Annotated in this window: 22 protein-coding genes; 8 read left to right on the plus strand and 14 right to left on the minus strand. The window is 36.9% G+C overall.

Going from position 1 to position 23762, the window contains the following annotated elements; genetic code table 11:
- Window positions 1-14 precede the first annotated feature (14 nt).
- On the minus strand, window positions 15-1331 hold the full coding sequence (gene cpcD/petH / locus K2F26_RS20465) for a bifunctional rod-capping linker CpcD/ferredoxin--NADP reductase PetH (RefSeq protein ID WP_220609262.1): 1317 nt from the start codon (window positions 1329-1331) through the stop codon (window positions 15-17).
- 775 nt (window positions 1332-2106) lie between these two features.
- Between cpcD/petH and K2F26_RS20470 the strand changes: the two genes are divergently transcribed.
- Window positions 2107-3111 carry a phosphoribulokinase gene (locus tag K2F26_RS20470; protein ID WP_220609263.1) on the plus strand — a complete coding sequence of 335 codons (1005 nt, stop codon included), beginning with the start codon at window positions 2107-2109 and terminating at the stop codon, window positions 3109-3111.
- Between the two features lie 205 nt (window positions 3112-3316).
- Window positions 3317-4591, plus strand: a complete 1275-nt coding sequence (metK, locus tag K2F26_RS20475; RefSeq protein WP_220609264.1) for a methionine adenosyltransferase — start codon at window positions 3317-3319, stop codon at window positions 4589-4591.
- A gap of 62 nt (window positions 4592-4653) precedes the next feature.
- On the opposite strand, the gene K2F26_RS20480 is transcribed toward metK, so the two are convergent.
- Both K2F26_RS20480 and K2F26_RS20485 read right to left on the minus strand, forming a co-directional pair.
- Window positions 4654-5127, minus strand: coding sequence for a pentapeptide repeat-containing protein (locus K2F26_RS20480; protein WP_194059226.1), 474 nt, complete (start codon window positions 5125-5127; stop codon window positions 4654-4656).
- 290 nt (window positions 5128-5417) lie between these two features.
- A complete protein-coding gene (locus tag K2F26_RS20485; RefSeq protein WP_220609265.1) occupies window positions 5418-6278 on the minus strand; it encodes an alpha/beta fold hydrolase in 861 nt (286 codons plus the stop codon).
- Window positions 6279-6521: 243 nt separating this feature from the next.
- Here K2F26_RS20485 and K2F26_RS20490 point away from each other — a divergent pair, with 243 nt between their 5' ends.
- The 3 genes from K2F26_RS20490 (at window position 6522) to K2F26_RS24965 (ending at window position 8505) form a co-directional block, all read left to right on the plus strand.
- Complete coding sequence (locus K2F26_RS20490) at window positions 6522-6941, plus strand: C6orf136 family protein (RefSeq protein ID WP_220609266.1); 420 nt, start codon at window positions 6522-6524, stop codon at window positions 6939-6941.
- 209 nt (window positions 6942-7150) lie between these two features.
- Entirely contained in the window at window positions 7151-7807 is a 657-nt protein-coding gene (locus K2F26_RS24960; RefSeq protein ID WP_246605427.1) for a hypothetical protein, read from the plus strand.
- A 41-nt stretch (window positions 7808-7848) separates the two neighbouring features.
- Window positions 7849-8505: a hypothetical protein gene (locus K2F26_RS24965; protein WP_246605428.1), complete on the plus strand. Its 657-nt coding sequence runs from the start codon at window positions 7849-7851 to the stop codon at window positions 8503-8505.
- Window positions 8506-8695: 190 nt separating this feature from the next.
- Here the strand turns inward: K2F26_RS24965 and vapC are convergent, their stop codons facing one another.
- The 4 genes from vapC to uvrA form a co-directional block, all read right to left on the minus strand.
- Window positions 8696-9100 carry a type II toxin-antitoxin system tRNA(fMet)-specific endonuclease VapC gene (vapC, locus tag K2F26_RS20500; RefSeq protein ID WP_194059230.1) on the minus strand — a complete coding sequence of 135 codons (405 nt, stop codon included), beginning with the start codon at window positions 9098-9100 and terminating at the stop codon, window positions 8696-8698.
- On the minus strand, window positions 9097-9327 hold the full coding sequence (locus K2F26_RS20505; protein WP_220609267.1) for a hypothetical protein: 231 nt from the start codon (window positions 9325-9327) through the stop codon (window positions 9097-9099). Before K2F26_RS20505 ends, vapC begins: the two co-directional genes overlap by 4 nt.
- Window positions 9328-9502: 175 nt before the next feature.
- Window positions 9503-10057, minus strand: coding sequence for a Uma2 family endonuclease (locus tag K2F26_RS20510; protein WP_220609268.1), 555 nt, complete (start codon window positions 10055-10057; stop codon window positions 9503-9505).
- A 125-nt stretch (window positions 10058-10182) separates the two neighbouring features.
- Window positions 10183-13143: an excinuclease ABC subunit UvrA gene (uvrA, locus tag K2F26_RS20515; RefSeq protein ID WP_220609269.1), complete on the minus strand. Its 2961-nt coding sequence runs from the start codon at window positions 13141-13143 to the stop codon at window positions 10183-10185.
- Window positions 13144-13311: 168 nt separating this feature from the next.
- Between uvrA and K2F26_RS20520 the strand changes: the two genes are divergently transcribed.
- Window positions 13312-14052, plus strand: coding sequence for a Uma2 family endonuclease (locus K2F26_RS20520; protein WP_220609270.1), 741 nt, complete (start codon window positions 13312-13314; stop codon window positions 14050-14052).
- A gap of 113 nt (window positions 14053-14165) precedes the next feature.
- Here the strand turns inward: K2F26_RS20520 and K2F26_RS20525 are convergent, their stop codons facing one another.
- The gene (locus tag K2F26_RS20525) at window positions 14166-15209 is read right to left on the minus strand and encodes a serine/threonine protein kinase (RefSeq protein WP_220611965.1); all 1044 of its coding nucleotides are present in this window, start codon (window positions 15207-15209) and stop codon (window positions 14166-14168) included.
- A 150-nt stretch (window positions 15210-15359) separates the two neighbouring features.
- Window positions 15360-16274 carry an alpha/beta fold hydrolase gene (locus K2F26_RS20530; RefSeq protein ID WP_220609271.1) on the minus strand — a complete coding sequence of 305 codons (915 nt, stop codon included), beginning with the start codon at window positions 16272-16274 and terminating at the stop codon, window positions 15360-15362.
- Between the two features lie 174 nt (window positions 16275-16448).
- Here K2F26_RS20530 and K2F26_RS20535 point away from each other — a divergent pair, with 174 nt between their 5' ends.
- Both K2F26_RS20535 and K2F26_RS20540 read left to right on the plus strand, forming a co-directional pair.
- Window positions 16449-17948 (plus strand): S-layer homology domain-containing protein, encoded by a 1500-nt coding sequence (locus tag K2F26_RS20535; protein WP_220609272.1) that lies wholly within the window; start codon window positions 16449-16451, stop codon window positions 17946-17948.
- A gap of 3 nt (window positions 17949-17951) precedes the next feature.
- Entirely contained in the window at window positions 17952-18335 is a 384-nt protein-coding gene (locus K2F26_RS20540; RefSeq protein ID WP_246605429.1) for an S-adenosylmethionine decarboxylase family protein, read from the plus strand.
- A 74-nt stretch (window positions 18336-18409) separates the two neighbouring features.
- Here the strand turns inward: K2F26_RS20540 and K2F26_RS20545 are convergent, their stop codons facing one another.
- From K2F26_RS20545 to K2F26_RS20565, 5 genes are all read right to left on the minus strand, one after another.
- Complete coding sequence (locus tag K2F26_RS20545; protein ID WP_220609273.1) at window positions 18410-19279, minus strand: DUF350 domain-containing protein; 870 nt, start codon at window positions 19277-19279, stop codon at window positions 18410-18412.
- Window position 19280: 1 nt separating this feature from the next.
- Complete coding sequence (locus tag K2F26_RS20550) at window positions 19281-20348, minus strand: lipid II:glycine glycyltransferase FemX (RefSeq protein ID WP_246605430.1); 1068 nt, start codon at window positions 20346-20348, stop codon at window positions 19281-19283.
- A gap of 8 nt (window positions 20349-20356) precedes the next feature.
- A complete protein-coding gene (locus K2F26_RS20555; protein ID WP_220609274.1) occupies window positions 20357-21805 on the minus strand; it encodes a spermine/spermidine synthase domain-containing protein in 1449 nt (482 codons plus the stop codon).
- 7 nt (window positions 21806-21812) lie between these two features.
- Complete coding sequence (locus tag K2F26_RS20560) at window positions 21813-22463, minus strand: DUF4178 domain-containing protein (protein WP_220609275.1); 651 nt, start codon at window positions 22461-22463, stop codon at window positions 21813-21815.
- Between the two features lie 229 nt (window positions 22464-22692).
- Complete coding sequence (locus tag K2F26_RS20565; protein ID WP_220609276.1) at window positions 22693-23700, minus strand: mechanosensitive ion channel family protein; 1008 nt, start codon at window positions 23698-23700, stop codon at window positions 22693-22695.
- Between the last annotated feature and the right edge of the window lie 62 nt (window positions 23701-23762).

Here is a 23762-nt window from a genome sequence, read left to right on the forward strand (position 1 = left end):
GAGCATTGACCACATTAGTAGGTTTCCACGTGCCAGCGGCCTTCTTTTTTCATGCCTTTCTGATAATCACTCCAGTTCACACCTTCCTTAGCAGCAGCAGCGGACAAAGCGGCATCAATACCATCTTCCATACCACGTAAACCGCAGATGTAAGTATGGGTTTTTTCATTTTTAATCAACTGCCACAGTGCATCAGCATGTTCTGCCACACGGTCTTGGATATACATTCTGCCACCTTGAAGGTTTTGTTGTTCCCGACTGATAGCATAGGTCAAACGGAAGTTATCAGGATATTTAGCCTGCATCTCTTCCAATTCTTCCTTATAGAGAATGTTTGCCGTCTTAGGTACACCAAACAGCAACCAAGCAAATCCATTGAATTGATATTCTGGGTTAGCTGCTCTTTCTGCATCTTTAAACATCCGCCACAGATATGCACGCATAGGAGCAATACCTGTCCCTGTAGCTAACATGATTACATTAGTATCAGTGTCTTCAGGTAATAGCATTTCCTTACCCACAGGACCAGTGATTTTTACTTCATCACCGGGTTTAATCTGAGTTAAATAGGTAGAGCAAACACCATATACTGTTTCGCCACTTGCTGGATCTTTATATTCCAATTGACGAACACACAATGATACAGTCTTGTCGTCTACATCATCACCATGCCGAGTGGAAGCAATAGAATAAAGCCTAAGTTTTTCAGGTTTACCTTTTTTGTCTACACCAGGGGGAATAATACCAATACTTTGACCTTCCACGTACTTTAAGTTACTGCCTGTCAAGTCAAACTTGATATGTTGAACAATACCAATACCGCCTTCTTTTACTAACGGCTCATTAGAGATTACCTTACCGATAAAAGGAGCATTAGGACGATAAGTGTTCACAGGAACATCAGCGTGTTTGGTTTTCGCTTGAGTCATCGTGTTACCTTTTTTATCCTTAGATGGTTTAGCGAAACCTTTGGCTTCGCTACTGGTACTCACGGGTGCGTCTTTACCAATCTCCTCATTGTTAGCATTTACAGGTGTCACTGGCTCGCTGACTTCTCTGTTAGCACTGTCTACCGCTCCTTGACCATTAACTGGCTGTAGCACCGATATAGGCTGAATGCTGACAATTTTACCGCCTAGACGAGTGATCCTTCGCATTTCTTGATTCATGCGGTTGTAAGGTACTCTGATGAATACACTGCCACTTTTACGAATAGGGTAGTTCGTTTGATCAGATTCTTGATTCTGACGCAGACCCACCACTTCGTATACGAAGACGCGGCTACCTGATTCTATGTTGGCAGCACCCTCAACAGCACCTTGATTGTACATTCGTTCTACCACTCCAATATTTACTTAACCGTTTATCAAAAAATTCCCATCATATTGTCAGCTTTAAGTTTACCGGATTTTCGTTGCATAAAAGCATAAAACTGACAATGTGAGAAAACAGCATCATAAAAATGATGCCCTGCTAAGTACACTCGGCAAAGACTGTATAGGTATGGTATCCAACACACCTGTTCATCTTCTAAGGTAGATGATAAGTCTTTGACAGAATGTTAATAGTAAATCAATTTAAACTTTTTTTTACTAATTACATACTTATTGCTTCTCCTAATAACACATAATAGTCATTATTTACGCTATAAAACGAAATAATTTATTTAAATTTATTATTTTCCTGATTATACATACCCTTTGGTAGTTTTCAACAGGCAAATATGTAAGAATTCAGGAGTCGGAAGCCGGGAGCTAGGAAAAAGATCAATATTGCCTGTTTGCTGTTGCCTATTGTCAACTAAAATATGGTTGAATAAGACTGGTACACCATTCAATTGTTTTTAACAGCAACGCCTGTTACAAAATACATCTTTCTGTTAAAATCTAGTATACCACTAGGATTAAATACTTACCAGCCCAGAACTCAGGATAGTAGAAATCAGTAGTTAACAGGACTATGTTGATCACTACCCAGATATGCTGTATTTATGCTGGATAAAAAGAACGCAGGGTTTTACCCTTAGAGTAAAACCTCTAACTTCAAAAATCTGTTGTGTGAAAAAAATATTGATTTGGTCATCTTTTTAGTATTTAGAGGAGATTTATGACAAGTAAGCCGGAACGCGTGGTATTGATTGGAGTAGCCGGAGACTCTGGGTGCGGTAAGTCTACGTTTTTGCGTCGATTGATCGACTTATTTGGTGAAGAATTAATGACAGTTATCTGCTTGGATGACTATCATTGCCTTGATCGTAAACAACGTAAAGAAACTGGTATCACTGCACTCGATCCCAGGGCAAACAATTTTGACCTCATGTATGAGCAAATTAAAGCTCTAAAAGAAGGTAATGCCGTTGATAAGCCGATTTATAACCACGAAACCGGCATGATTGATCCTCCAGAACGGATTAAGCCAAACCACATTATAGTAGTTGAGGGGCTGCATCCTTTATATGATGAACGGGTGAGAGCCTTACTAGATTTCAGTGTTTACTTTGACATCAGTGATGAAGTCAAAATTGCCTGGAAAATTCAACGAGATATGGCTGAACGTGGCCACCGCTATGAAGATGTTTTAGCCCAAATCAATTCTCGTAAACCTGACTTTGAAAAATTCATTGAACCACAAAGAGAATTTGCGGATGTGGTTTTACAGGTATTACCCACAAACTTGATCAAAAACGACACCGAACGCAAAGTATTGCGGGTACGGATGTTGCAAAAAGAAGGCAAGGAAGGGTTTGAGCCAGCATACTTGTTTGATGAAGGTTCAACCATTCAGTGGACTCCTTGTGGACGCAAACTGACCTGTTCTTACCCTGGTATGCAGCTTTACTACGGTTCTGATGTGTACTACGGTCGTTATGTATCTGTTTTAGAAGTAGATGGTCAGTTTGACAACTTGGATGAAGTGATTTACATCGAAAACCATCTGAGCAACACATCTACCAAATACACAGGTGAGATGACTCACTTATTACTGCAACACCGTGAATATCCAGGTTCTAATAATGGAACTGGTTTGTTCCAAGTGTTGACAGGTTTAAAAATGCGTGCTGTTTATGAACAATTGACAGCTAATGAAGCAAAGTTAGCAGTTCAAGTCTAAAACCAGCAATGTTGTTAAACACAAAAGGGGTTGCATCTGTGGGTGTAACCCTTTTTTGTTGTGGAGAAAGTAAATTTTTTCCCTGTTCCCTGTTCCCTGTTCCCTGTTCTCTGTGTCAATATGGTTATGATTTGAGAAATGAGTAGCTGAAACTAAAATAACCAAATTTAGTCAGTGAATAAAATTATTCCAGGAGGATTTTCCTTTGTCTCGACGCTATTTATTTACCTCCGAGTCTGTAACTGAAGGTCATCCAGATAAAATCTGTGATCAAATCTCTGATACTATTCTGGATGCTTTGTTGACACAAGATCCCAGTAGCCGAGTGGCGGCTGAAGTAGTTGTTAATACTGGATTAGTATTAATTACTGGAGAGATTACCACCAAAGCCAATGTCAATTTTGTCAATCTGGCTCGTAAAAAAATCGCGGAAATTGGTTATACTGATGCAGTTAACGGCTTTTCTGCCAATAGTGCCAGTGTACTCGTAGCTTTGGATGAGCAGTCACCGGATATTGCCCAAGGTGTAAATACTGCCCACGAAACCCGTAGTGCTGATAGTGAAGAACTATTTGATAAAATTGGTGCTGGTGATCAAGGTATCATGTTCGGTTTTGCTTGTAACGAAACACCAGAATTGATGCCTTTACCCATTAGTTTAGCTCATCGCATTGCCCGAAGATTGGCAGCAGTGCGGAAAACTGGAGATTTGCCATACTTGCGACCTGATGGTAAAACCCAAGTTACCGTGGTTTATGAAGATGGTAAACCTGTAGGTATTGATACAATCTTAATTTCCACCCAGCATACACCTAATATTGGGGATATTACGGATGATGCGGCGGTGCAAGCTAAGATTAAAGAAGACCTGTGGACATCTGTTGTCATGCCTGTGTTTGGCGATATTGCAGTTAAACCAACTGAGGATACACGGTTTTTAGTCAATCCCACTGGTAAATTTGTGATTGGTGGACCTCAAGGAGATTCTGGACTGACAGGACGGAAAATCATTGTTGATACCTACGGTGGTTATTCCCGACATGGTGGTGGTGCTTTCTCTGGTAAAGACCCCACAAAGGTAGACCGTTCTGCGGCCTATGCGGCTCGTTATGCGGCGAAAAATATTGTGGCTGCTGGTTTAGCAGAAAAATGTGAAGTGCAGTTAAGTTATGCTATTGGTGTAGCCAGACCTGTAAGTATTTTTGTAGATACCTTTGGCACTGGTAAGGTTGATGATGAAATCTTACTGCAATTAGTCAAAGATAACTTTGAACTGCGTCCAGCAGGAATTATCCACACTTTCAATCTACGCAACTTACCTAGTGAAAGAGGCGGACGTTTTTATCAGGACGTTGCAGCTTATGGTCACTTGGGACGTTCTGATTTAGATTTACCTTGGGAACGGACTGATAAGGTAGAGGTTTTGAAGCAAGCGGCGAATAAGTATCTTTCTGAAGCGATCGCACCTGCATTAACTTAGAACGATCAAACCCAGATACCCACTTTCTTTAAGAAAGCGGGTATCCTATTTGCATCTATTACTTAATTACCCTTAACAACGTCATCCCAATCAGGAATTTCTGCATTTTCTCCACCTACACCAATGGCAGTATTATATATCTCTGCATCAGTAATAGTGAGATTATTCATTGATGCTTGATATACGTTGGAATCATTAATAATCGCATTGGTGAGATTTGCATTATTAAGATTCGCTTGTTTTAAATTCACATTAGTGACAAAAGCAGATGTTAAATTTGCACCTGTTAAATTTGCCCCTGTTAAGTCTGCACCTTCCAGGTTAGCTTCTGTTAAATTTGCTCCCCGGAGGTTTGCTCCTCGTAAGTCTGCTCCAATTAAATGAGCGCCTTTGAGGTTAACTCCTGAGAGTTGACATTTAGGACATTCCCCAGTTGATAAAAGTTGTTGTAGGTCTTGGGTATTTCCTGCTTGTACTGAGTTAGCAAAAAATAGGGGAGCGGCTAAGGCTATAGCGGCTAATAGCTGGCGTTTCATAATATTCCCCCTTCCTGTTAGATAATAGTACCCGTTCATTTTCCTCACAATCCTATTATCTCATGAAATGGTTCAAGAATGTTGATTTATCTCACAAGCTAGATGTGATGTTTCACCAGGTAGTTAGTAATGCTCTAACTGTTACTGGGGTTAGGTTTGAGTTATGTCTAAATGCTGATTAAATGTGAATTCTGTTTGTTAAGTTTATTGTTAAATATTCTTAAGTTGCATTACATAACACAGTTTTATTGCGGTGACAAATGAGTATTTTTTCTTAGTAAATAGCTCTTTCACAGCAGAAATTCGCGCATATACTCTGTGACTAATTCTGGCTGTTCTTGTTGTACCCAATGACCAGAATTAGGAATATATTTGATTTGTAAGTTTCTGACGTATTCTTGTGTACCATAAGTAAGTTCTTTACCTAGTGCGGTGTCATGTTCTCCCCAAATCATCAGGGTAGGAACTTCCAAAATACTCCAATGTTTGTGGAGGATACCCTGTTGAAAAATGTTGCGATAATAGTTCAACATGGCTGTCATTGCACCTCGTTTTGCGGCAGCATCTTTATAGGCTTCAATGTCTGCTTGGGTGAAGGCGTTTTTATTAAAAGCTGTACCTTGAATAGCTTTACCTATAGCTTCATAGTCTGAAGCTTGCAGGATTAGTTCAGGAATTAACGGCAGTTGAAATAATAAAATATAATAACTGCGTAATAATTGTTGGGGTGTGCTTAAACCTTGTGCAAATTTGGCGGGATGGGGGAGGTTGAGTATAATTAATTTTTCTACCATATCAGGGTGAGTGTATGCAAAATTCCAAGCGATCGCACCACCCCAATCATGAGCGACTAAAATACAACTTTCATATCCTAAACCTTTGATTACTCCTTCTATGTCTTTAACCAATTCATCCATCACATAAGCAGACTGCGCTTGAGGTTTATCACTATCGTTATAACCACGCAAATCAAGAGCAACAACGTGGTAATCTTGAGAAAATGGGGGTATTTGATGCCGCCACGAGTACCAAAATTCTGGAAAACCATGCAACATTAACATTAACGGTCCGTCCCCTTGGGTGACATAATGTAATTTGATGCCATTGGTGGTGATATAAGCGTGTGTCCAGGAATTTTCGATGATAGACATAACATTTGATAGATTCAAAACTTCTGTAATTTTCATTAAGAGCAATTATACAAAGTATTTTTCATGAGAACATCTATAAAAAGTTAGGTTGTCAATAAGTAGAGTAGAAATACGAGGTGTCTGGTGAACGAAAACTGATAGTCAGGTTCTCAAGTTAAGAAAAAACATTGCGGAAGCGATGGAATTTTGAGGGGTAAAGATTGGAAAAACGGTTGAGAAGGATTTTAAGGTATAATATCAGTGATGAAATTAGAAACAAAACAGATAATTGAAGTTCTCAAGCAAGATTTACCGACTTTGTTTGAGCAGGATATTTCCTATGATATCTATTCTGAGGATATCTGGTTTCGTGACCCGGTGAATAAGTTTAAGGGTAAGTTTAATTATCGGATTATTTTTTGGACTTTGCGTTTTCATGGTCAGTTGTTTTTTACGGAACTTGCTTTTGATTTACATGATGTTTCTCAAACTGATGAAGGTACGATTTTAGCAACTTGGACGGTGCGGGGTGTGTTGCGTGTTCCCTGGAAAGCGCGGTTATTTTTTAATGGTTATTCGACTTATAAGTTAAATGATCAGGGTTTGATTTTTGAACATATTGATACTTGGGATCGGGGACCGGGGGAGATTTTGCAGCAGTTTTTTAAGCGGGGGGTTTATTGAAATAAGAAGGATTTTATTTGTCTGATAGCGAAGCGTGGCGTAAGCCATATCAGGATGTCCAGGATTTAAGGATTGACAGGATTCTTTTGACGCTTGATTAATTAAAATTAAATACTGTTAACTTTGACTACTTTTATTTAAAGCCTATTGACAGGTATTTATAAGTAAAATACGATTTCTGTATGTAAAGTGTTTTCACTTATAAATTTATGAACCAGTCTAATAATAGCGAACTTGCCAAGTCAGGGGATATCAACGCGATTAATCATCTTGTTAATCAGTGGTTGCACTCACCTAGTATTACTGTCAAAACAACTCTTAAACAGGACTGTCTCCAGATAATGCTAGAATCAGCAACAGTTCCAGAAAAAGAGTCAATCATTGCTTGTATTCGTGATAACTTGCTGAATTTATCTATTGACTCTGTGAAAAAAGTAAAAATATATGCACGAGAAACAGGTGAAGATTTTCCAGATTGGCAGGAAGAATTAGAATTAAATTATACATCAATAGTGCAGCAAACAGAAAGTCAGTTATCTACAGAACAACCATCTTTTTTTAATTCCTTTTTTGGTGCGATCGCCGGAACAGCAGAAACAGTTGGTAGTGCAGCTATAGGTTTTGGTGGTGCGATCGCCGGAACAGCAGAAGCGGTTGGTGGTGCAGCTATGGGTCTTGGTGGTGCGATCGCAGGAACAGCAGAAACAGTTGGTAGTGCAGCTATAGGTTTTGGTGGTGTGATCGCAGGAACAGCAGAAGCGGTTGGTGGTGCAGCTATGGGTCTTGGTGGTGCTGTTGGAGGTGCAGCTATACAAGCAACCCAAGTTGTAGGACAAGCATTAGCGATCGCTCTTCCCCATAACTAGCAACTTGGGTTAGTAGTCTTGCACCGGGACAAGCTGCGGCCATGTTTGCTGTAGATTACCTGGCGACGGCTGCATTATCGGCTGAGTTAGTTTATCAAATTGCTGCTGCTTATGGAATGGATTTACAAGATTCAGAACGTAAAGGTGAAGTAGCAGCTATTTTTGGTTTAGGCTTAGGAGGAAAAACCGCAATTCAAGCAGGTTTAGGTTTATTGCGAAATATGCCTGTTGCTGGTGCAGTGATTGGTGCTAGTTCCAATGCCGTGATGATTTATGGATTAGGTTATGCTGCTTGTCAATTTTATGAAGCAAAAAAAAATCCATTAACTTTAGAAGCGACTTTGGTAGATGCTCAAAAAGAGAGCGAAAAATATTTAGAAGTTGCTATTTCTCAAACAAAAATTATGGATCAAATATTGGTTCATATTGTTTTAGCTGGTAATCCTGATAAAACTTGGGAAAATATTTTACCAGAGTTAAAAGCAGCTAATCTGAGTCCTGCTTCTTTGGATGAAATTGCTGCTCATATTAAATCACCACCACCGTTAGCACAGTTGCTTGAGCAAGTTAATAGTGATTTTGCAGTTGCTTTACTAGCACAATGTGAAAAAATTGCTAATTTAGATGGAGTAATTACACCTGAAGAAACTCAAGTAATAGCAGCTATTCGTAAAAGGTTTAATTATCCGATGGTTTAAGTTCTGAATTTTTTAAACAATTCTTAGGACAAGCTCTTTCTTCCTTTGCGTCTTTGCGTCTTTGCGTGAGAATTAAAGATTGAGGAAATGAACCACGAAGACACGAAGGACACGAAGGAAGAGAGGAAGAGAGGAAGAATTTTTGTTGATGTTTACATCCTGTAAATTCTTAAATCCAGGATATTAGGAATTAGAAATTTTCCCAGTCTTCTAATTTTAATTCGGGAATGCGTGAAAATTCTCTGGTGTTGTGGGTGACTAATGTTAAGTTGTTAGTTAGGGCGATCGCCGCAATTTGTAAATCATAACTTCCTATGGGTGTTCCCTGGTTTTTGAGTTGAGATCGAATATATCCACATATAGCAGCAGCTTTACCATCAAAAGGTAAACTGACAAAATCTGCAAAAAATTTTTGTAGAGTTGCTAGGTTTTCTTCTGTCCGAGAACTATTATATGTTCCATAATAAAGCTCGAATTTTACAATATCACAAATAACTACTTCTTCTGGAGATAAAGAAGTAATACGCTGATAGATTGAGTTATTGCGACGGTTAATATAGCCAATACAAGTATTGGTATCTAACAGATAAATCATAACAATGGTTCTCTTTCAGATTGTTCTTCTTGGGGCGCTCTTTCTAATGCTTCTCCTTCCCACGCTCCAAATGTACTCAGAAATTCTGAAGACCATTGACGTTTTTGCGGTTTTTGAACTTGTTGATAAACTATAATTACTTCTACATCAGCATCTTTGATTTCTGGTAAGGGTATGTGTAAAATTCCATCATTACCAATGTGAGATTCTAGTTTTATGGTTTGCATTATTAATCTTTCTCCTTTAATCTTTCGATATTATAACCTCTCTTTCTCCTCTTTGCGTCTACCCTGCGGGATCTCCTAACGGAGATTGCGTCTTTGCGTGAGAATTAAAGATTGAGGAAATGAACCACGAAGACACGAAGGACACGAAGGAAGAGAGGAAAAGAGGGTTTTTAATTTATTCAAATACAGGTGGCCAAATTTCAGAGATGTTTATTTCCCAACCGGGAAATAATTCGGGTATGGTTAATTTATCATCTCCTGTGAAGGTTTCAATTTCTCCGTTGGGACGATATACGCTTACGGTTCTTTCATCAGGATTAATTAATATGCCGATTTTTGCACCTTGTTCTAAAAAGAGTTTAACTTTATCTTCTAATTTTCCGATTCTATCAGTTTTTGATTTAATTTCTACTACCAAATCAGGAACTAGGTTTCCAAAGTCTCTAACTGTGCGTTTTAATCTGGAAGCAACAACGAAGGAAACATCGGGTGCGCGGAGGTCTGTGTTTGGCATGATGAAACCACCGCTTGAGTCAAATATTCTCCCTAAGTTCCGGGGTTTAATCCAGTTACCTAATAATCTGATCAATTCTGCACCAATTTCACTAGATTCAATATCTGATGGTCCCATAACTAAGAGGTTTCCTTCTTGCAGTTCTATTTGATAGTCTTCTTGTTCTTTGGATAGGTTTTGTTGTAGTATTTCTACGTCTTTTATTGTTAACTGCATAAACTTTTCTCCTTTACTATATTGATAATTATATTCTTTCTTTGCGTCTTTGCGTCTTTGCGTGAGGATTGAAGATTTTTAAGAAACGAACCGCAAAGTACGCAAAGTACGCAAAGGAAGAGAGGTTAAAGAGGGTTTTGGGGTGGGTATTGTTTTAATACTTGTTGCAGATATTTTCCTGTGTGGGAATGGGGGTTTTCTGCTATTTGTTCTGGTGTTCCTGCTGCTATTATTTCTCCTCCTTTGTCTCCTCCTTCTGGTCCTAAGTCTATTACCCAATCTGCACAACGAATAACGTCTAAGTTATGTTCTATTACTAAAATTGAGTTTCCTTTGTCTACTAATCTTTGGAGAACGTCTAATAATTTATGAACGTCGTAAAAAGACAACCCGGTTGTTGGTTCGTCTATTAAATATAATGTTTTTCCGGTTGCGCGTCGAGATAATTCTGTTGCTAATTTCACCCGTTGCGCTTCTCCTCCTGATAATGTGGTGGCTGGTTGTCCTAGTTGTACATATCCTAATCCTACGTCTACTAATGTTTGTAATCTGGTGACTGCTTTGGGAATGTTTTCACAAAATGCTAATGCTTCTTCAACGGTCATGTTTAAAACGTCGGAAATTGATTTTTCTTTGTATTTCACTTGTAGGGTTTCGCGGTTATATCTTGCTCCTTTACAAACTTCGCATTGTACATAAACGTCTGGTAAAAAGTTCATTTCTATGACGTTTACTCCTTGTCCACTACACGCTTCACATCTGCCACCTTTGACGTTGAAGGAAAATTGTCCTGGTTTATATCCTCTGGTTTTAGCTTCGATGGTTTGGGAAAATACATCTCTAATGACATCAAAAACTCCTGTGTAGGTTGCAGGGTTTGATCTGGGTGTTCTGCCTATGGGTGATTGATCTATAACTATGGCTTTATCTACACAGTTTAATCCTTTTATTTCTTCGATTTCTTTGGGAAGTGGTACTCTTTTTAAAAGATGATGTTGTAATGCTGGATATAGTAATTCGTGGATTAATGTTGATTTTCCTGAACCAGAAACTCCAGTCACAGCAACCAGTTTTCCTAAGGGAATTTCTACATCTATGTTTTTTAAGTTGTTACGATGGGCGTTTTTTATTCTTAAACTTCTACCGTTTCCTTCTCTTCTTGTTCCAGGGGTATGAATTACTCTTTTTCCTGATAGGTAAGCACCTGTTAATGATGCTTCTGCATTTAATAAGTCTTCTATATTTCCCTGTGCAATAATATTTCCCCCATGAATACCAGCACCGGGTCCAATATCAACTATATGATCTGCTTCCCGAATAGTTTCTTCATCATGTTCAACAACTATTAATGTATTTCCTAAATCTCGTAATTTGGTTAAAGTTTTCAACAATCTTCCGTTATCTCTTTGATGCAAACCGATACTTGGTTCGTCTAAAACATAAAGAACTCCTGTTAAACCAGAACCGATTTGTGTAGCTAATCTAATTCTTTGTGCTTCTCCTCCTGATAATGTCATTGCCGGACGATCTAAGGTTAAATAATCCAAACCTACATCTAATAAAAATTGTAATCTAGCTTTAACTTCCCGTAAAACTAAATCAGCAATTTGCATTTGTCGGGGACTTAATTGCAAATTTTCTACCCTCTCCCGACATTCCCGAATTGACACACTCGTTAAATCTAAAATTCCATATTGTCCTAACTTCACAGCTAAAGCTTCCGGCTTTAATCTTTTCCCTCCACAAACTTCACAAGGTTGATCTATTAAAAATTCCTCTAACTTCTGCTTAACTAACTCCGTTCCTCCCTCATATTGCCGTTGCAAAATGGGAATTACACCTTTAAAACTCTGCTTTCTCTGTGTCTCTGTGGTTCGTTTCTCTTCCCCAAATAAAACTATTTGTTGCTGTTCTCTGGTTAAGTTCTTCCATTGAGTTTGTAACTCAAATCCATAATCTAACCCTAAAGTATATAATAACTCTAAATAATAGGAATTTTCCTTTTCTGACCAAGGTGCGATCGCTGCATAAATCGGTGCTTCGGGATTAGGTATCAATAACTCCTCAGAAAACCTTCTTAAAGTGCCAATTCCATGACAGTGAGAACAAGCACCATAGGGAGAATTAAAAGAAAACAAACGGGGTGATAATTCTTCCATTACCGCACCATGTTCTGGACAAGCAAAGTTTTCTGAAAATACCATTTCTGTGGGTAATTCTTGTTCGGAAATACCTTGACTTTCCTCCCCATTTCCTATATACTTACTATGTTGTCGCTCCTGCGCTACTTTATTTGATGTATCATTTAATACCTCAATTGCAGCAATTCCGTGAGATTGCTTGAGGCAGGTGGTGAGAGAATCAACCAAACGTTCTTGTATACCGTCTTTTTTAACGAGCCTGTCAATAACCAGTTCTATATTATGTGTAATATTTTTATCCAATTCAATAGAATCTGAGAGTTCTAACACCTCTCCATCCACCCTGATCCGAACAAAACCTTGAGCGGCTAAACTAGAAATGAGTTTGCGGTGAGTACCCTTTTTCCCCCGGACAACCGGTGCAAGAATTTGGAAACGGGTGCGGTCAGGAAGTGCAAGGATGCGATCGCACATTTCGTCAATGGTTTGGGGGGAAATAGAGCGATCGCAGTGAGGACAATGGGGTTCACCAGCACGGCCATAAAGCAACCGCAGATAATCATAAATTTCCGTGACTGTTCCCACTGTAGAACGGGGGTTGTGGGAAGTTGATTTTTGGTCAATGGAAATAGCAGGACTTAAACCCTCGATAGATTCCACATCGGGTTTATCCAACTGACCCAAAAATTGCCGAGCATAAGCACTCAGAGATTCCACATAACGCCGTTGACCTTCTGCAAAAATGGTATCAAAGGCCAAAGAAGACTTACCCGAACCAGAAACACCAGTAAACACAATTAACTGATCGCGGGGTAATTCCAAATCAATATTTTTGAGATTATGCTGCCTAGCGCCCCGAATACGAATAGTATTTTGCTGGTTTTTTTGGCTATTTTGGGGATAGGGAAGGCGATCGCTTAAAGTTGTTGCTAGGTGTTCTGACATATTGGCAGAGAGAAGGTTACACAGTGAAACAGTCCTTAATAATAACGTAATTTTCTGATCTTTGAAATCTTCTCTCTTTTCTTCCTTCGTGTCCTTTGCGTCCTTTGCGGTTCGTTCTGATTTTCAATTATTATAAAATTAGTAAAAAATATTGCTGAGGAGAGAATTATGATTTTGCAAATCTCAGCCCCAGAACAAACAGAAGTCATCTACCCTGACTGTGACGGACAACCAGTGGCTAATAACACAATTCAATTTCGATGGTTAGTAGAAATCAAACAAAATCTTGATTATCTATTTATAAATGATCCTAACGTATTTGTGGCTGGTGATTTATTTTGGTATCCGGTAGAAGGGAAAAATACCATTGTCACCGCACCTGATGTTTTAGTAGTTTTAGGAAGACCGAAAATTGATAGACTTTCCTATTTACAATGGAGAGAAGATAATATTCCACCCCAGGTAGTTTTTGAAATTCTTTCTCCCAGCAATACAAAAATAGAAATGGAGAAAAAATTACTATTTTATGATCGTTATGGAGTCCAAGAATACTATATATATGATCCAGAAAATAATGATTTTCAAGGATGGTTAAGAGGGGAGGATATTTTAGAACCTATTCCCCCAACCCAAGAATATATTAGTCCTCTTTTGAAAATTCGGTTTTTACTGACGGATGAAACCTTAGAAATATATCATCCTGATGGTAAACCTTTCGCAAGTTATGATCAAATTGTTCAAGAAAAAGAACAAGAAAAACAACGTGCCGAACAAGAAAAACAACGTGCAGAAAAAGCAGAACAAGCAAGAAAAGATGCTATTCCCAAACTGTTAGCAATGGGTTTGAGTGTGGAACAAGTAGCAGAAGCTTTAAGTTTAGCAGTGGAGGAAGTAACAACAATGATATAAAATTAGGTATGAGATATTTGTTAGATATTTGAAACTTGAAATTATTCCCCAACTCGATTTATTAAATTAAACTTTCAATTAAAATATAAATCGAGTTTTTAATTTCATCTATTTTAAAAATCAACTGTAGGTATACTATTACTATGATCATTTTTTAACTGCATACTAGAATTAACTGCATTACCAGGAAGAGAAATAAAGGAACTTGCACCCCATCCTAATAATAATCCCATAATACTTAAACCCAAAATAGTGAAATTCCTTTGATTATATATTCCTGAATAAACATTAATTAATTGATTTTTTTCACCCATCACCGGAATAGGTGTTAATGCTGCTAAAGCATCCGCCGCATTAGCATAACGATGTTTACGATTTGGTGCAACCATTTTCTTTAACCATGATCGAAAACTCGGACTGATATAAGGAAGTAATGTATGAAAATTAGACCGATAATTTTCATCAATTAACTTACCAATATTAGCACTAATAGTATTAGTAAGTAAACAAATTAATGTTACACCTAAACTATATAAATCTGAAGCTGCTGTTAAAGGATGTCCAAATTCCGCTTCTGGGGGAATAAACCCCGGAGTACCAGCAACCAATGTACTCAAAACTGCTTTTTCATCCTGTTTTTTTGCTAAACCAAAATCTACTAAATAAGCTTGTAATTGCTGGTCTACTAAAATATTATCTGGTTTGATATCTCGATGAATAATTTTAGGTTTTTGTTCTTGTAGATAAACTAAAATCTCTAAAATTGATAAAGCAATTTCCTTTATTTCTTGGGGATGAAAGCAGCGTCTCAAACCTAATGATGGGGCGTTTTTATATTCTTGGACTAAATAGAAACATCCTGGTGTTTCAAAAGAATCTATATAATGAGGGATGCGGGGATGATTTAATCTTTGTAAAAACTGCATTTCCCTTTCATAAGCTTTCACACCATACCAGTCAGCAGTCGTATTTGCAAAACAAAATTCCTTAATTACTACTTGTTTTTGAGAGTTGATATGATTAGCTAAATAAGTAATGCGTCCTCCTTCTGAGTTTCTACCTAATTCTTGAATTACTTGATAGCCAAATGCGGAAAAATCTGGATAATTGTTGTAGGGTTTATTCTCTTTATATCCATGATTGACATCAAACTCTATCATAAAAAACACATATAAATGTTATTTTGTCAAGACAAAATTTGAAAAAAGATTGTCCTCAGTTGAGAGAGGAATTAGGTAACAGGTAATGATATTCACCAATTACCCATTACCCATTACCCATTACCAATTCCAGATGATTTTGATGTTTTACCCTACGGACTTCCAGTTTTTCTGTGCTAACCAGTCAATAATTGCAGTGTTGACAATATCTGGAACTTCATCATGGGGACAATGACCGGCGTTAGCAATAGGCACAATTTTAATATCTTTGCCATTGTTTCCTGCATCTTCATAAATTTTAGCCCCGGTAATTGGTGTCCAAGGATCATTTGCTCCCCAAATTACAAGTAAAGCTTGTTTTAATTTGGGTAATAGTTCTTCGGGTGCAGGTCCTGGTGGTGCAGTGAGGATGGAAGCAAAAACTTGTTGCGCTCCTGGATCACAAGATGGTGTATAAAGTAGATCGACAAGTTCATCAGTTACAGCATTGCGATCGCAATATACTTGATACAAAGTGCGGCGAATTTGTGATTTTTGGCGAATGCGGTTAAAAACAAATTTTCCTGTGACTGGGTTAGCTACCAACTTGTTAAAAGTAGCCATGAACACTCGTAAAACCGGGTTTAATTCATGGGGACGATGACTCAAACCACCAGCAGAATTTATTAATACTCCCCCAGTAGCAATTTCAGGATGTTCTGTGAGAATTATTAAACTCAACAGTGCGCCAATGGAATTTCCTATAAATATAGCCGGTGTTTGAATGTGTGCATCATAAAAATCTTTTAATAGTTTTACCCACACTTCCATGCTATAATCTATAGTCGCTTTGTCAGAACCACCAAAACCCAATAAATCCAAAGCAAACACCCGATAACCAGCATGGGCTAAAACAGGGATATTTTTGCGCCAGTGTCCTATAGAAGCACCAAAACCGTGAATGAGAACTAAAGGCTGACCTGTACCCATCACAGTATATTGAATTTTATAATTTTGCCAAGTCCAAACTTGTTTTTCTAATGTTTGTAAGTTCTCAGTTTGTAAGTTCTCGCTTGTTAACATGATTGGTTAAGATTCCTAAAGTATTGTTTCTTTATGGTAATCCTCCTGGCATTCTAGACAAAACATGAGCGAAAAAACTACATAAGATGTACACTAGCACCTGTAACTTTCACGTAGCATCAAAATCACTACTAAATCTTACTTATTTAGTGGTCTAATGTCAGATCAAATACTATGATTTTAAGTAGATTAACTAATTCTAGGAAAGTCCTGATAGCATCAGTTTCTATCATAGCCTTGTCGCCAATACATTCTACCTTGGCGGCATCTCAACTATCTGCTGTATCTGTTACAATCCCATCAAAAATCAATGATCAGCAGCTTTTAGCACAAGAAACTACTCAAGAGGAAGAAACATCAACTCCTACTGCTTCTGTCAGGAGAGAAAAGTCAGGTTTTAGTTTATATATTTGGCAACCGGGTGGTACAATTTCTGAAGTAATTGCCCGGATATCTATTAAAGCGAAATATGGCGAGAAATATCACAAAGAAAGATTTTTAGGCGATTACAAATATAAGATTAAGCAAAAAGCCAAATTTGTCAATGGTTTTAAATTGGGCGATCGCATCGTTGTCCGATTGTATGATACTAAAAACCGTTTTATTGGCTACACTGAATTTGCTTGTTTACCTGATCATACAGCAGTAAACCTCATTTTATCAGCCAAACCCAGCGAAAATCCCGTAGTTCGCGTTTTTTATGGTGTTGATAATAACGAAGATGGCATCGTTGACAGAGATGCAGCTATCAACTACGACTACTTCACAGAACTCAAAAACCAAAAAGTTACCTTCCTCACCAGTTCCGAAAATATCGACATTACTCAATACCAAGCAGCTGGTTTTGCTAACGTTGCTAAAACCAGTGTTTATCCTGCAACCTTCAGCGAAGGTGAGTTTGCCTTAGCAGGTAAAACCATTCCCGTTTATGATCCTAAACTAGCACCAGCCTTAACATCTATTCCTGGCAGTTTGGTACAGTTAACCCAACTGAGTAACAACGCTACCTATCAACTAAACGAGTTATTAGCTAAATATCGTTCCGTAGGTGTAGCTAGGGGTATTCGAGTCAACTTTTCTGATATTCCCCAAGACTACTGGGCTAAAGATTATATCGCCGAATTGGCAGCAATGGAAATCATAGATGGTTATCCTGATGGTACATTTCGTCCTAACGCCCCAGTCACCCGCGCCCAACTAGCCGCCCTATTGCAAAAAGTCTTTATTAAAAGTAAAGTGCGAAATGCCCCCGCTTTTCGAGATGTTCCTAAAAATTATTGGGCGTATGATGCCATCCGCGAAACTTACGAAATGGGCTTTTTCACAGTTGTTAACAGCAGAAACTTTAACCCCACACAAAAACTTACCCGTCTTGATGTTTTAATCACCTTAGCAAAAGGATTAAATTATAAATTTACCGGTTCCACAAAAGATATATTATCCATTTATCAAGATGCTGCCACTATCAGAAGCGAACATCGAGAATTTATCGCGGCTTTAACACAAAATGGTGTAATTGTCAACTATCCTAATGTAAGATTATTGAATGGTAGAAAACAAGCTACCAGAGCCGAAATTTGTGCTTTAATCTACAGAGCTATGGTAAGTGCAGGTGAGGCTGCTAATTTTGCATCAAAATATACAGTTAAACCTGTGAGAAAAGGTGACAGGTGACAGGTGACAGGTGACAGTGAGGAAATATTGATTAAGTCACATCATTTTTCTGCAATTTTACCAGTTCAACAGACTGTTTTTAATTGGCAGAAAACAGATTTTATAGAAGTTTTAAAAAAAGCTGCTGATACTGCGGAACTGACTGTAGTCGGTGAAGTGAGTTTTGCATTTCAACCCCAGGGAGTATCAGCAGTGATTTTATTAGCAGAGTCTCACATAGCATTACACTTTTGGCCGGAGGAAAGCAAAGTTACTATTGATATTCATATCTGTGATTATCAAAAGGATAACCTACAAAAAGCGCAATTTTTAACACAGCTACTCACCCAAGAATTTAGTAGTTGTGAATATCTGAATAATTGGCATTATTTCTCAATTGATAATTGATAATTGATAATTGACAATTGTTTCATTTAAGGTTTAAAATAATATTTCTCCCCTACACCCTTACACCCCTGTTTTTAAAAACACCAAGCAATTAAAAAAGAAGCCGCAATATAAGCAAAAGCTTCTATTAAACCTGCACCCACATTAGGTATTTCTTGATTCACAATTTCATCGGAAATTTTCACACCGGGAACTAAAATTAAATCTGCTAACCAACGAATACCAATTAAAGAAAGCAAGCAAAATACTAAAATTAAACCATATTGGGTAAAACTAACTAACCAATTTGTAAACTCTGGATAAAAAGCCACTCTAACTATATTACCAGTGGCAATTAATAATCCTGCTAAAGCTACACCAGCGGCGGGGTTATTGCGGTTTTCTATTTCCGCAAATACATTATATTTAGTCACACGGGGATAAACAGAACTGACTACAACCAGCGTTACTAAACCTATTAACCAACAAACTAAAGATACCCACCAACTGCCATTTTCACCAGCTAAAGCTGAATTTAAAATTAAACCATTAGCAATATGATTTCCTGCTTCTACATTAGCAGCACCCAAATTTCTATCTTGAATAATTTCTCGTTCACAATTAAATTGTCGCAAAATAAATTTATCTCCTACCCATGCACCAGCTAACATAAAGATAATTGCTGTTGCACCATAGGTAGCTAAATTAATACCCTTGTCTTGCCAATTAATTGCAGTTTCTCCTAAAACACCACCCAACGCAATCACAATCCCAAAATAGTAACCTACTAAAGCAATAGCTACCGCAGGATTATCTTTGACAAATAATTCTAAATTTAATTCTAACCGTCTGCGAAATAATTTTTGATAAGCTAATTGTCCTGCCCAAAATAAGCCAAAACCTACTACTAATTCTATAACAATAATACCAGATTGAGTGAAAAATTTGCTAATTATTTCATTCATTTTAACCACCTGACACCTTTTTAAATAAACTAATTAATGTATCTGCTAACTGATCATAAAAAAAGTAATCATGAGCGCCAATTGTTTTAATATGTTTACCTCCAAATTGACTTTTAAATTGAGAAAATTTGGCATAACCGTGATTAGGATCACGGGTAAAACCATAGAAATCATAAACTTGACAACCGCGATTTTTTGTCCTTTGGATAGCTTGCCAATGTAAGCCATAATTTGCCATGACTTGTTTATATAATAAGTTGCTGCCACCATATAAATAAGTTGCTGTATGACCACAATATACTACTAAAATAGCAGATATTATTTCTCCATTCCAACTAGCTAAACCAATTTCTGCCATATTTTCTTTAAATAACGTTTGACAGAGATTGATAAAAAAGCTGTATGGTTCACCAAAAAATTCTTGACGTTCTACAGTTTCCCAGAATAAATTATAGAATTTCGGTATAGTTTGGGAATCATTACTAAATTCAATTTTCACCCCATAACGTTGACTGAGGCGAATATTATAACGCCCTTTTGGTTTCATAGATGCTAAAATTTCATCTACACTTGGACGTAAATCAATTAATAAAGTTTCACAAGGTAATAAGTCAGCAGGTGCGCGAACAAAATCTTGAAGATAATCAGGTTTTTCCTGCCATAATGGTTCAATGCGAAGAGCAACAGCACCCTGTTCTCTGGCTAAAATTTCCCCTTTCTCTAACAATAACTTCATCCCTATTTCTGAAGCATTTTCTGAAGTATTTTCTGGTAAAATAGGACCACCAGGAGTAAATAATAAATTGGCTTTATTAGTATGGGGATATAAATAATAAATACACCCACCCACTAAATCATTATTTTCTGAATATAATCCATAACGAAAGGTTTTATAACCTTCTATTTCTTTAAAATCTGCCCAAATTGTAGTTTGCATAAAGCAACCCTTGGGAGTAGATTTAACTAACAAATTCCAAGCTGTATTTTCGGAAGCTTGTAATTCTCGAACTGTTAAGGATATTTTATTTTTCTCTGCTATGGTTGGGTGATAATTATCAATATTCATCATCTTCATCTTTAATTATTTCGCATTCTTTTAATAATGCTATATATCCAGTAACTACTAAATAACGTGAATATAAAACCGATGATTTTACCATCACCAGTACCATCGTTATAACTACTACTGCTGCTACTGCTACTTCTACCATAATATGAGCCTTTAGCAAATACCGAATCTGGTGCTACTAAATTAGTCATTAACAGTGTTATAGACAACAAAGTAATAAATTCAACCATTTTAGGGTTTAACGTGCCTAAAGGCTGATTATACTTAATTTTATCAGCAAAATGCCTCAATTCACTAGCAATTTGTGGTGGTAATTCCTGCGCTCTAGTTAGTAAAGTATTGAGTAATTTGTTAATGTCTATTTCTGATAATAATCCTTGGAGATTATCTAACCAAGATGTTGTCATCTTAGGTTCATGGTAGGGATGACGTACTGGTACAAATTGGTTAATATCTGGTAAGTCTTTTTCTGCATCGGGAGCAGCATAAATATTTTCTAACCAAAACTTAGCTACAGATTCCAAATCTAAGGAATTAATATTTTCTATTTCGGCGTTGAACTGTTCATCAATGTCTAAAAAATCCACATATTCACCAGAATTTAATAGTATATCTTCTGGGTTAGATGGATAATTCAAAAGATAATAAAATAACTGTTCATTTTCTAAGGTGTGAATAGTTACCTGATGACGATTTGTTGCTATTTCTTGTTCAATTCTAAAGACTTGAAGTAACTTTTCAGGGGTTAAATAATTTAAATGATTTGGGAAATCAATGTTTTCAATTTCTGTCCTCAAAATTCTTTGTGTTGAACCTAAAAAGAAACCCCAATCACCATAATTATGGTTAATAAATGAGGGAATTTGAATTTGTAGGGGTTTAGTTGCAAAATTGACTGATAGCAAGGTTTGATATAAACACCAAAAAGCGTGAGTATCATAATTTGGTGAAACTCCGTTAACAGCAACTATTCCAGAAGGAATTAAAATACGATTAACTTCTTGAAACCATTCTTGACTATAGATTTTTGCGTCTTCAGCGGATTTAGGACAGGTGAAATCACAAATTACCAGATGATAAGAATCATCAACTAATTCTCTCACAAATCCAAAGGCTTCTTGAGTGTATAGTGTAACTTTTTCATGTTCTAAGCTGCCTAAATTGTAAGGTTTAAATACTGTATTTGCTAAGTTAATAACATCTGGGTTATAGTCTACTAAATCAATGCTTTTTACCTGAGAAAAACGCAGAATATCTCTAGCAGCTAATCCATCACCACCACCACAAATCAAAACCCGTAAATCTGTATCAGGAAATCTTTGGACAGCTAAAGATAGAGCAGGAATTACTAAATTTTCATGATAAATTGCCTCATCAGCACTATCAAACTGTAAATCTCCATTGATATAAAACGCAATACCATGATCATAGTTTTCAACAAATAAGGAAATAGACATAGAAACTTTACCCAAATATCATTAAAAATATACCGATGGACAAAAATATGAGCGCAATTATTAATTCAATAATTAATTCAGGTTTCCACCTCAATAGCTGACGTTGCGAACCTACGCCTTTTTGAATATTATGAGATTCTTCAGGCTTGACTATTTTGCTTGAGTAAATCTCTAATTGTAGATTGGGAAAAGCTTCTATTGCTAAATTTACACAATGGTCTTTATCCCAATAATTCCAAGTAATGCGAGATTTTGTTTTCCCTTCAGAATCATAACTTCCTTCAGTTTGTGAATCGAAATAATAGGATTTATAAAAAAGTTTTAATTCTGGATAAGGGGTATTTAATGCTTGCATTTCTTTCCATAATGTAGTTAATTGTAGTTGATCTTTGGGAAAATCTGGAGTATATAAAGACACATTATGTAACTGGTGGGAAATATACCAAGTTACAGAGTTCATTTCCTCACTGGGGTCATATTCTCGTAATAAGTAATATTCCGAACCACCGGAGGAGACTAACAACCATTCCTCTGTTTGATAACCTTGGGGATCTTGGTAGGTGCTGTAATCTTTTATATCCCAATCTACACCAGAATATCTGACGCGATCGCCCGGACGCAAGGCATGAAGTTGAGTTTCAATACTAACTGTATACATACAGGTTTAACTATGAGTAACTGTAACTTTCACAACCGAGTTGAGACTTACATTACTATATGATCTATTTCTCGTTTTTTGCTAGAAAATTTTAAATCACTTTACAAAATAGAGTTTTACCCTGTTCCCTCTTACTGTATAAACTAAATCTGATGAAAATAGAATCTTTTTCCTGACTCCTGTAAGGGTTCAGCACTGCTAAACCCCTACAAAATTCTACGTAATTAAATCAAACGCTACGCATATAAACTTCTCTAATTGGAAAAGGAATTTCAATACCTTCTTGTTGATAGCGTTTGTGTAACTTCTTCACCAACAAATGTTTACCAATGCGCTGGTCAAAATATTCACTGACTCGCATATAAAGAGTATAATCTATGCTAAAATCATTGAAAGTGTGAAACCTCAGATAAGGTTCAATCTGAATTAATTCTGGTGCAATTTCCTGCATCACTTCTTTAGCGACTTCTATAGTCACTTTTTCCACTAATTCCAAATCGCTATCATAACTAACACCCACATTCATAGTTAAAGTAATTTCTTTTGCAGGTAGATGATAATTAGTAAAAATTGCTGAAGCCAACTTAGAATTAGGAACAATAATCACATTATTAGAAATTTCCTTGATTGTGGTGTTTCGCCAAGTAATATCTGTGACATAACCTTGATGACCATCATCTAATTTAACATAATCCCCTGCTCTTACCTGCTTAGAAATAACTAAATAAAAACCAGAAAATAAATTAGCTAAGGTGTCTTGGAGAGCTAAACCAACAGCTAAACCTCCAATTCCCAAGGTGGTAACTATGGGAGTAATTTCAATACCCACAGTTTGCAAAAGAATTAATGTTCCCAAAACTAAAACAATTGTTTTAGCTAAATTAGAGAGCAGGGATGTAGAAACTCCCTCGGTACGTTGAACAAATAAATTGACAAAACCGGCAGTCAGTCTAGCTAAAACTAAAGTTACAGAATATAATAAAATTATGGTGATGATTTTTTGCAGAACATTAGCAATACCTGGTTTAACAGGAGAACTAAGAATAGCCCAAAAAAAACCTGCCAAAACAAACCAAATAAAGGTCATTCTGTGCAGTGATTGAAATATAATCTCACTTCCAGGAATTTGTCGCTTAACAACAAAGCTTTTAATTCTATTAAAAATAACTTTTTCGCCAATTATGCCAGCCAGAAAGCCAACTAGAATAAATATAAGAGGTATAATCCATTGCATCATAGTTATATTTGATAGTGAATTGACAGTTAAAAATTGCAAGAGTCCAGCTTGCGAACGATGGT

Source organism: Sphaerospermopsis torques-reginae ITEP-024 (assembly GCF_019598945.1).
GTDB lineage: Bacteria > Cyanobacteriota > Cyanobacteriia > Cyanobacteriales > Nostocaceae > Sphaerospermopsis.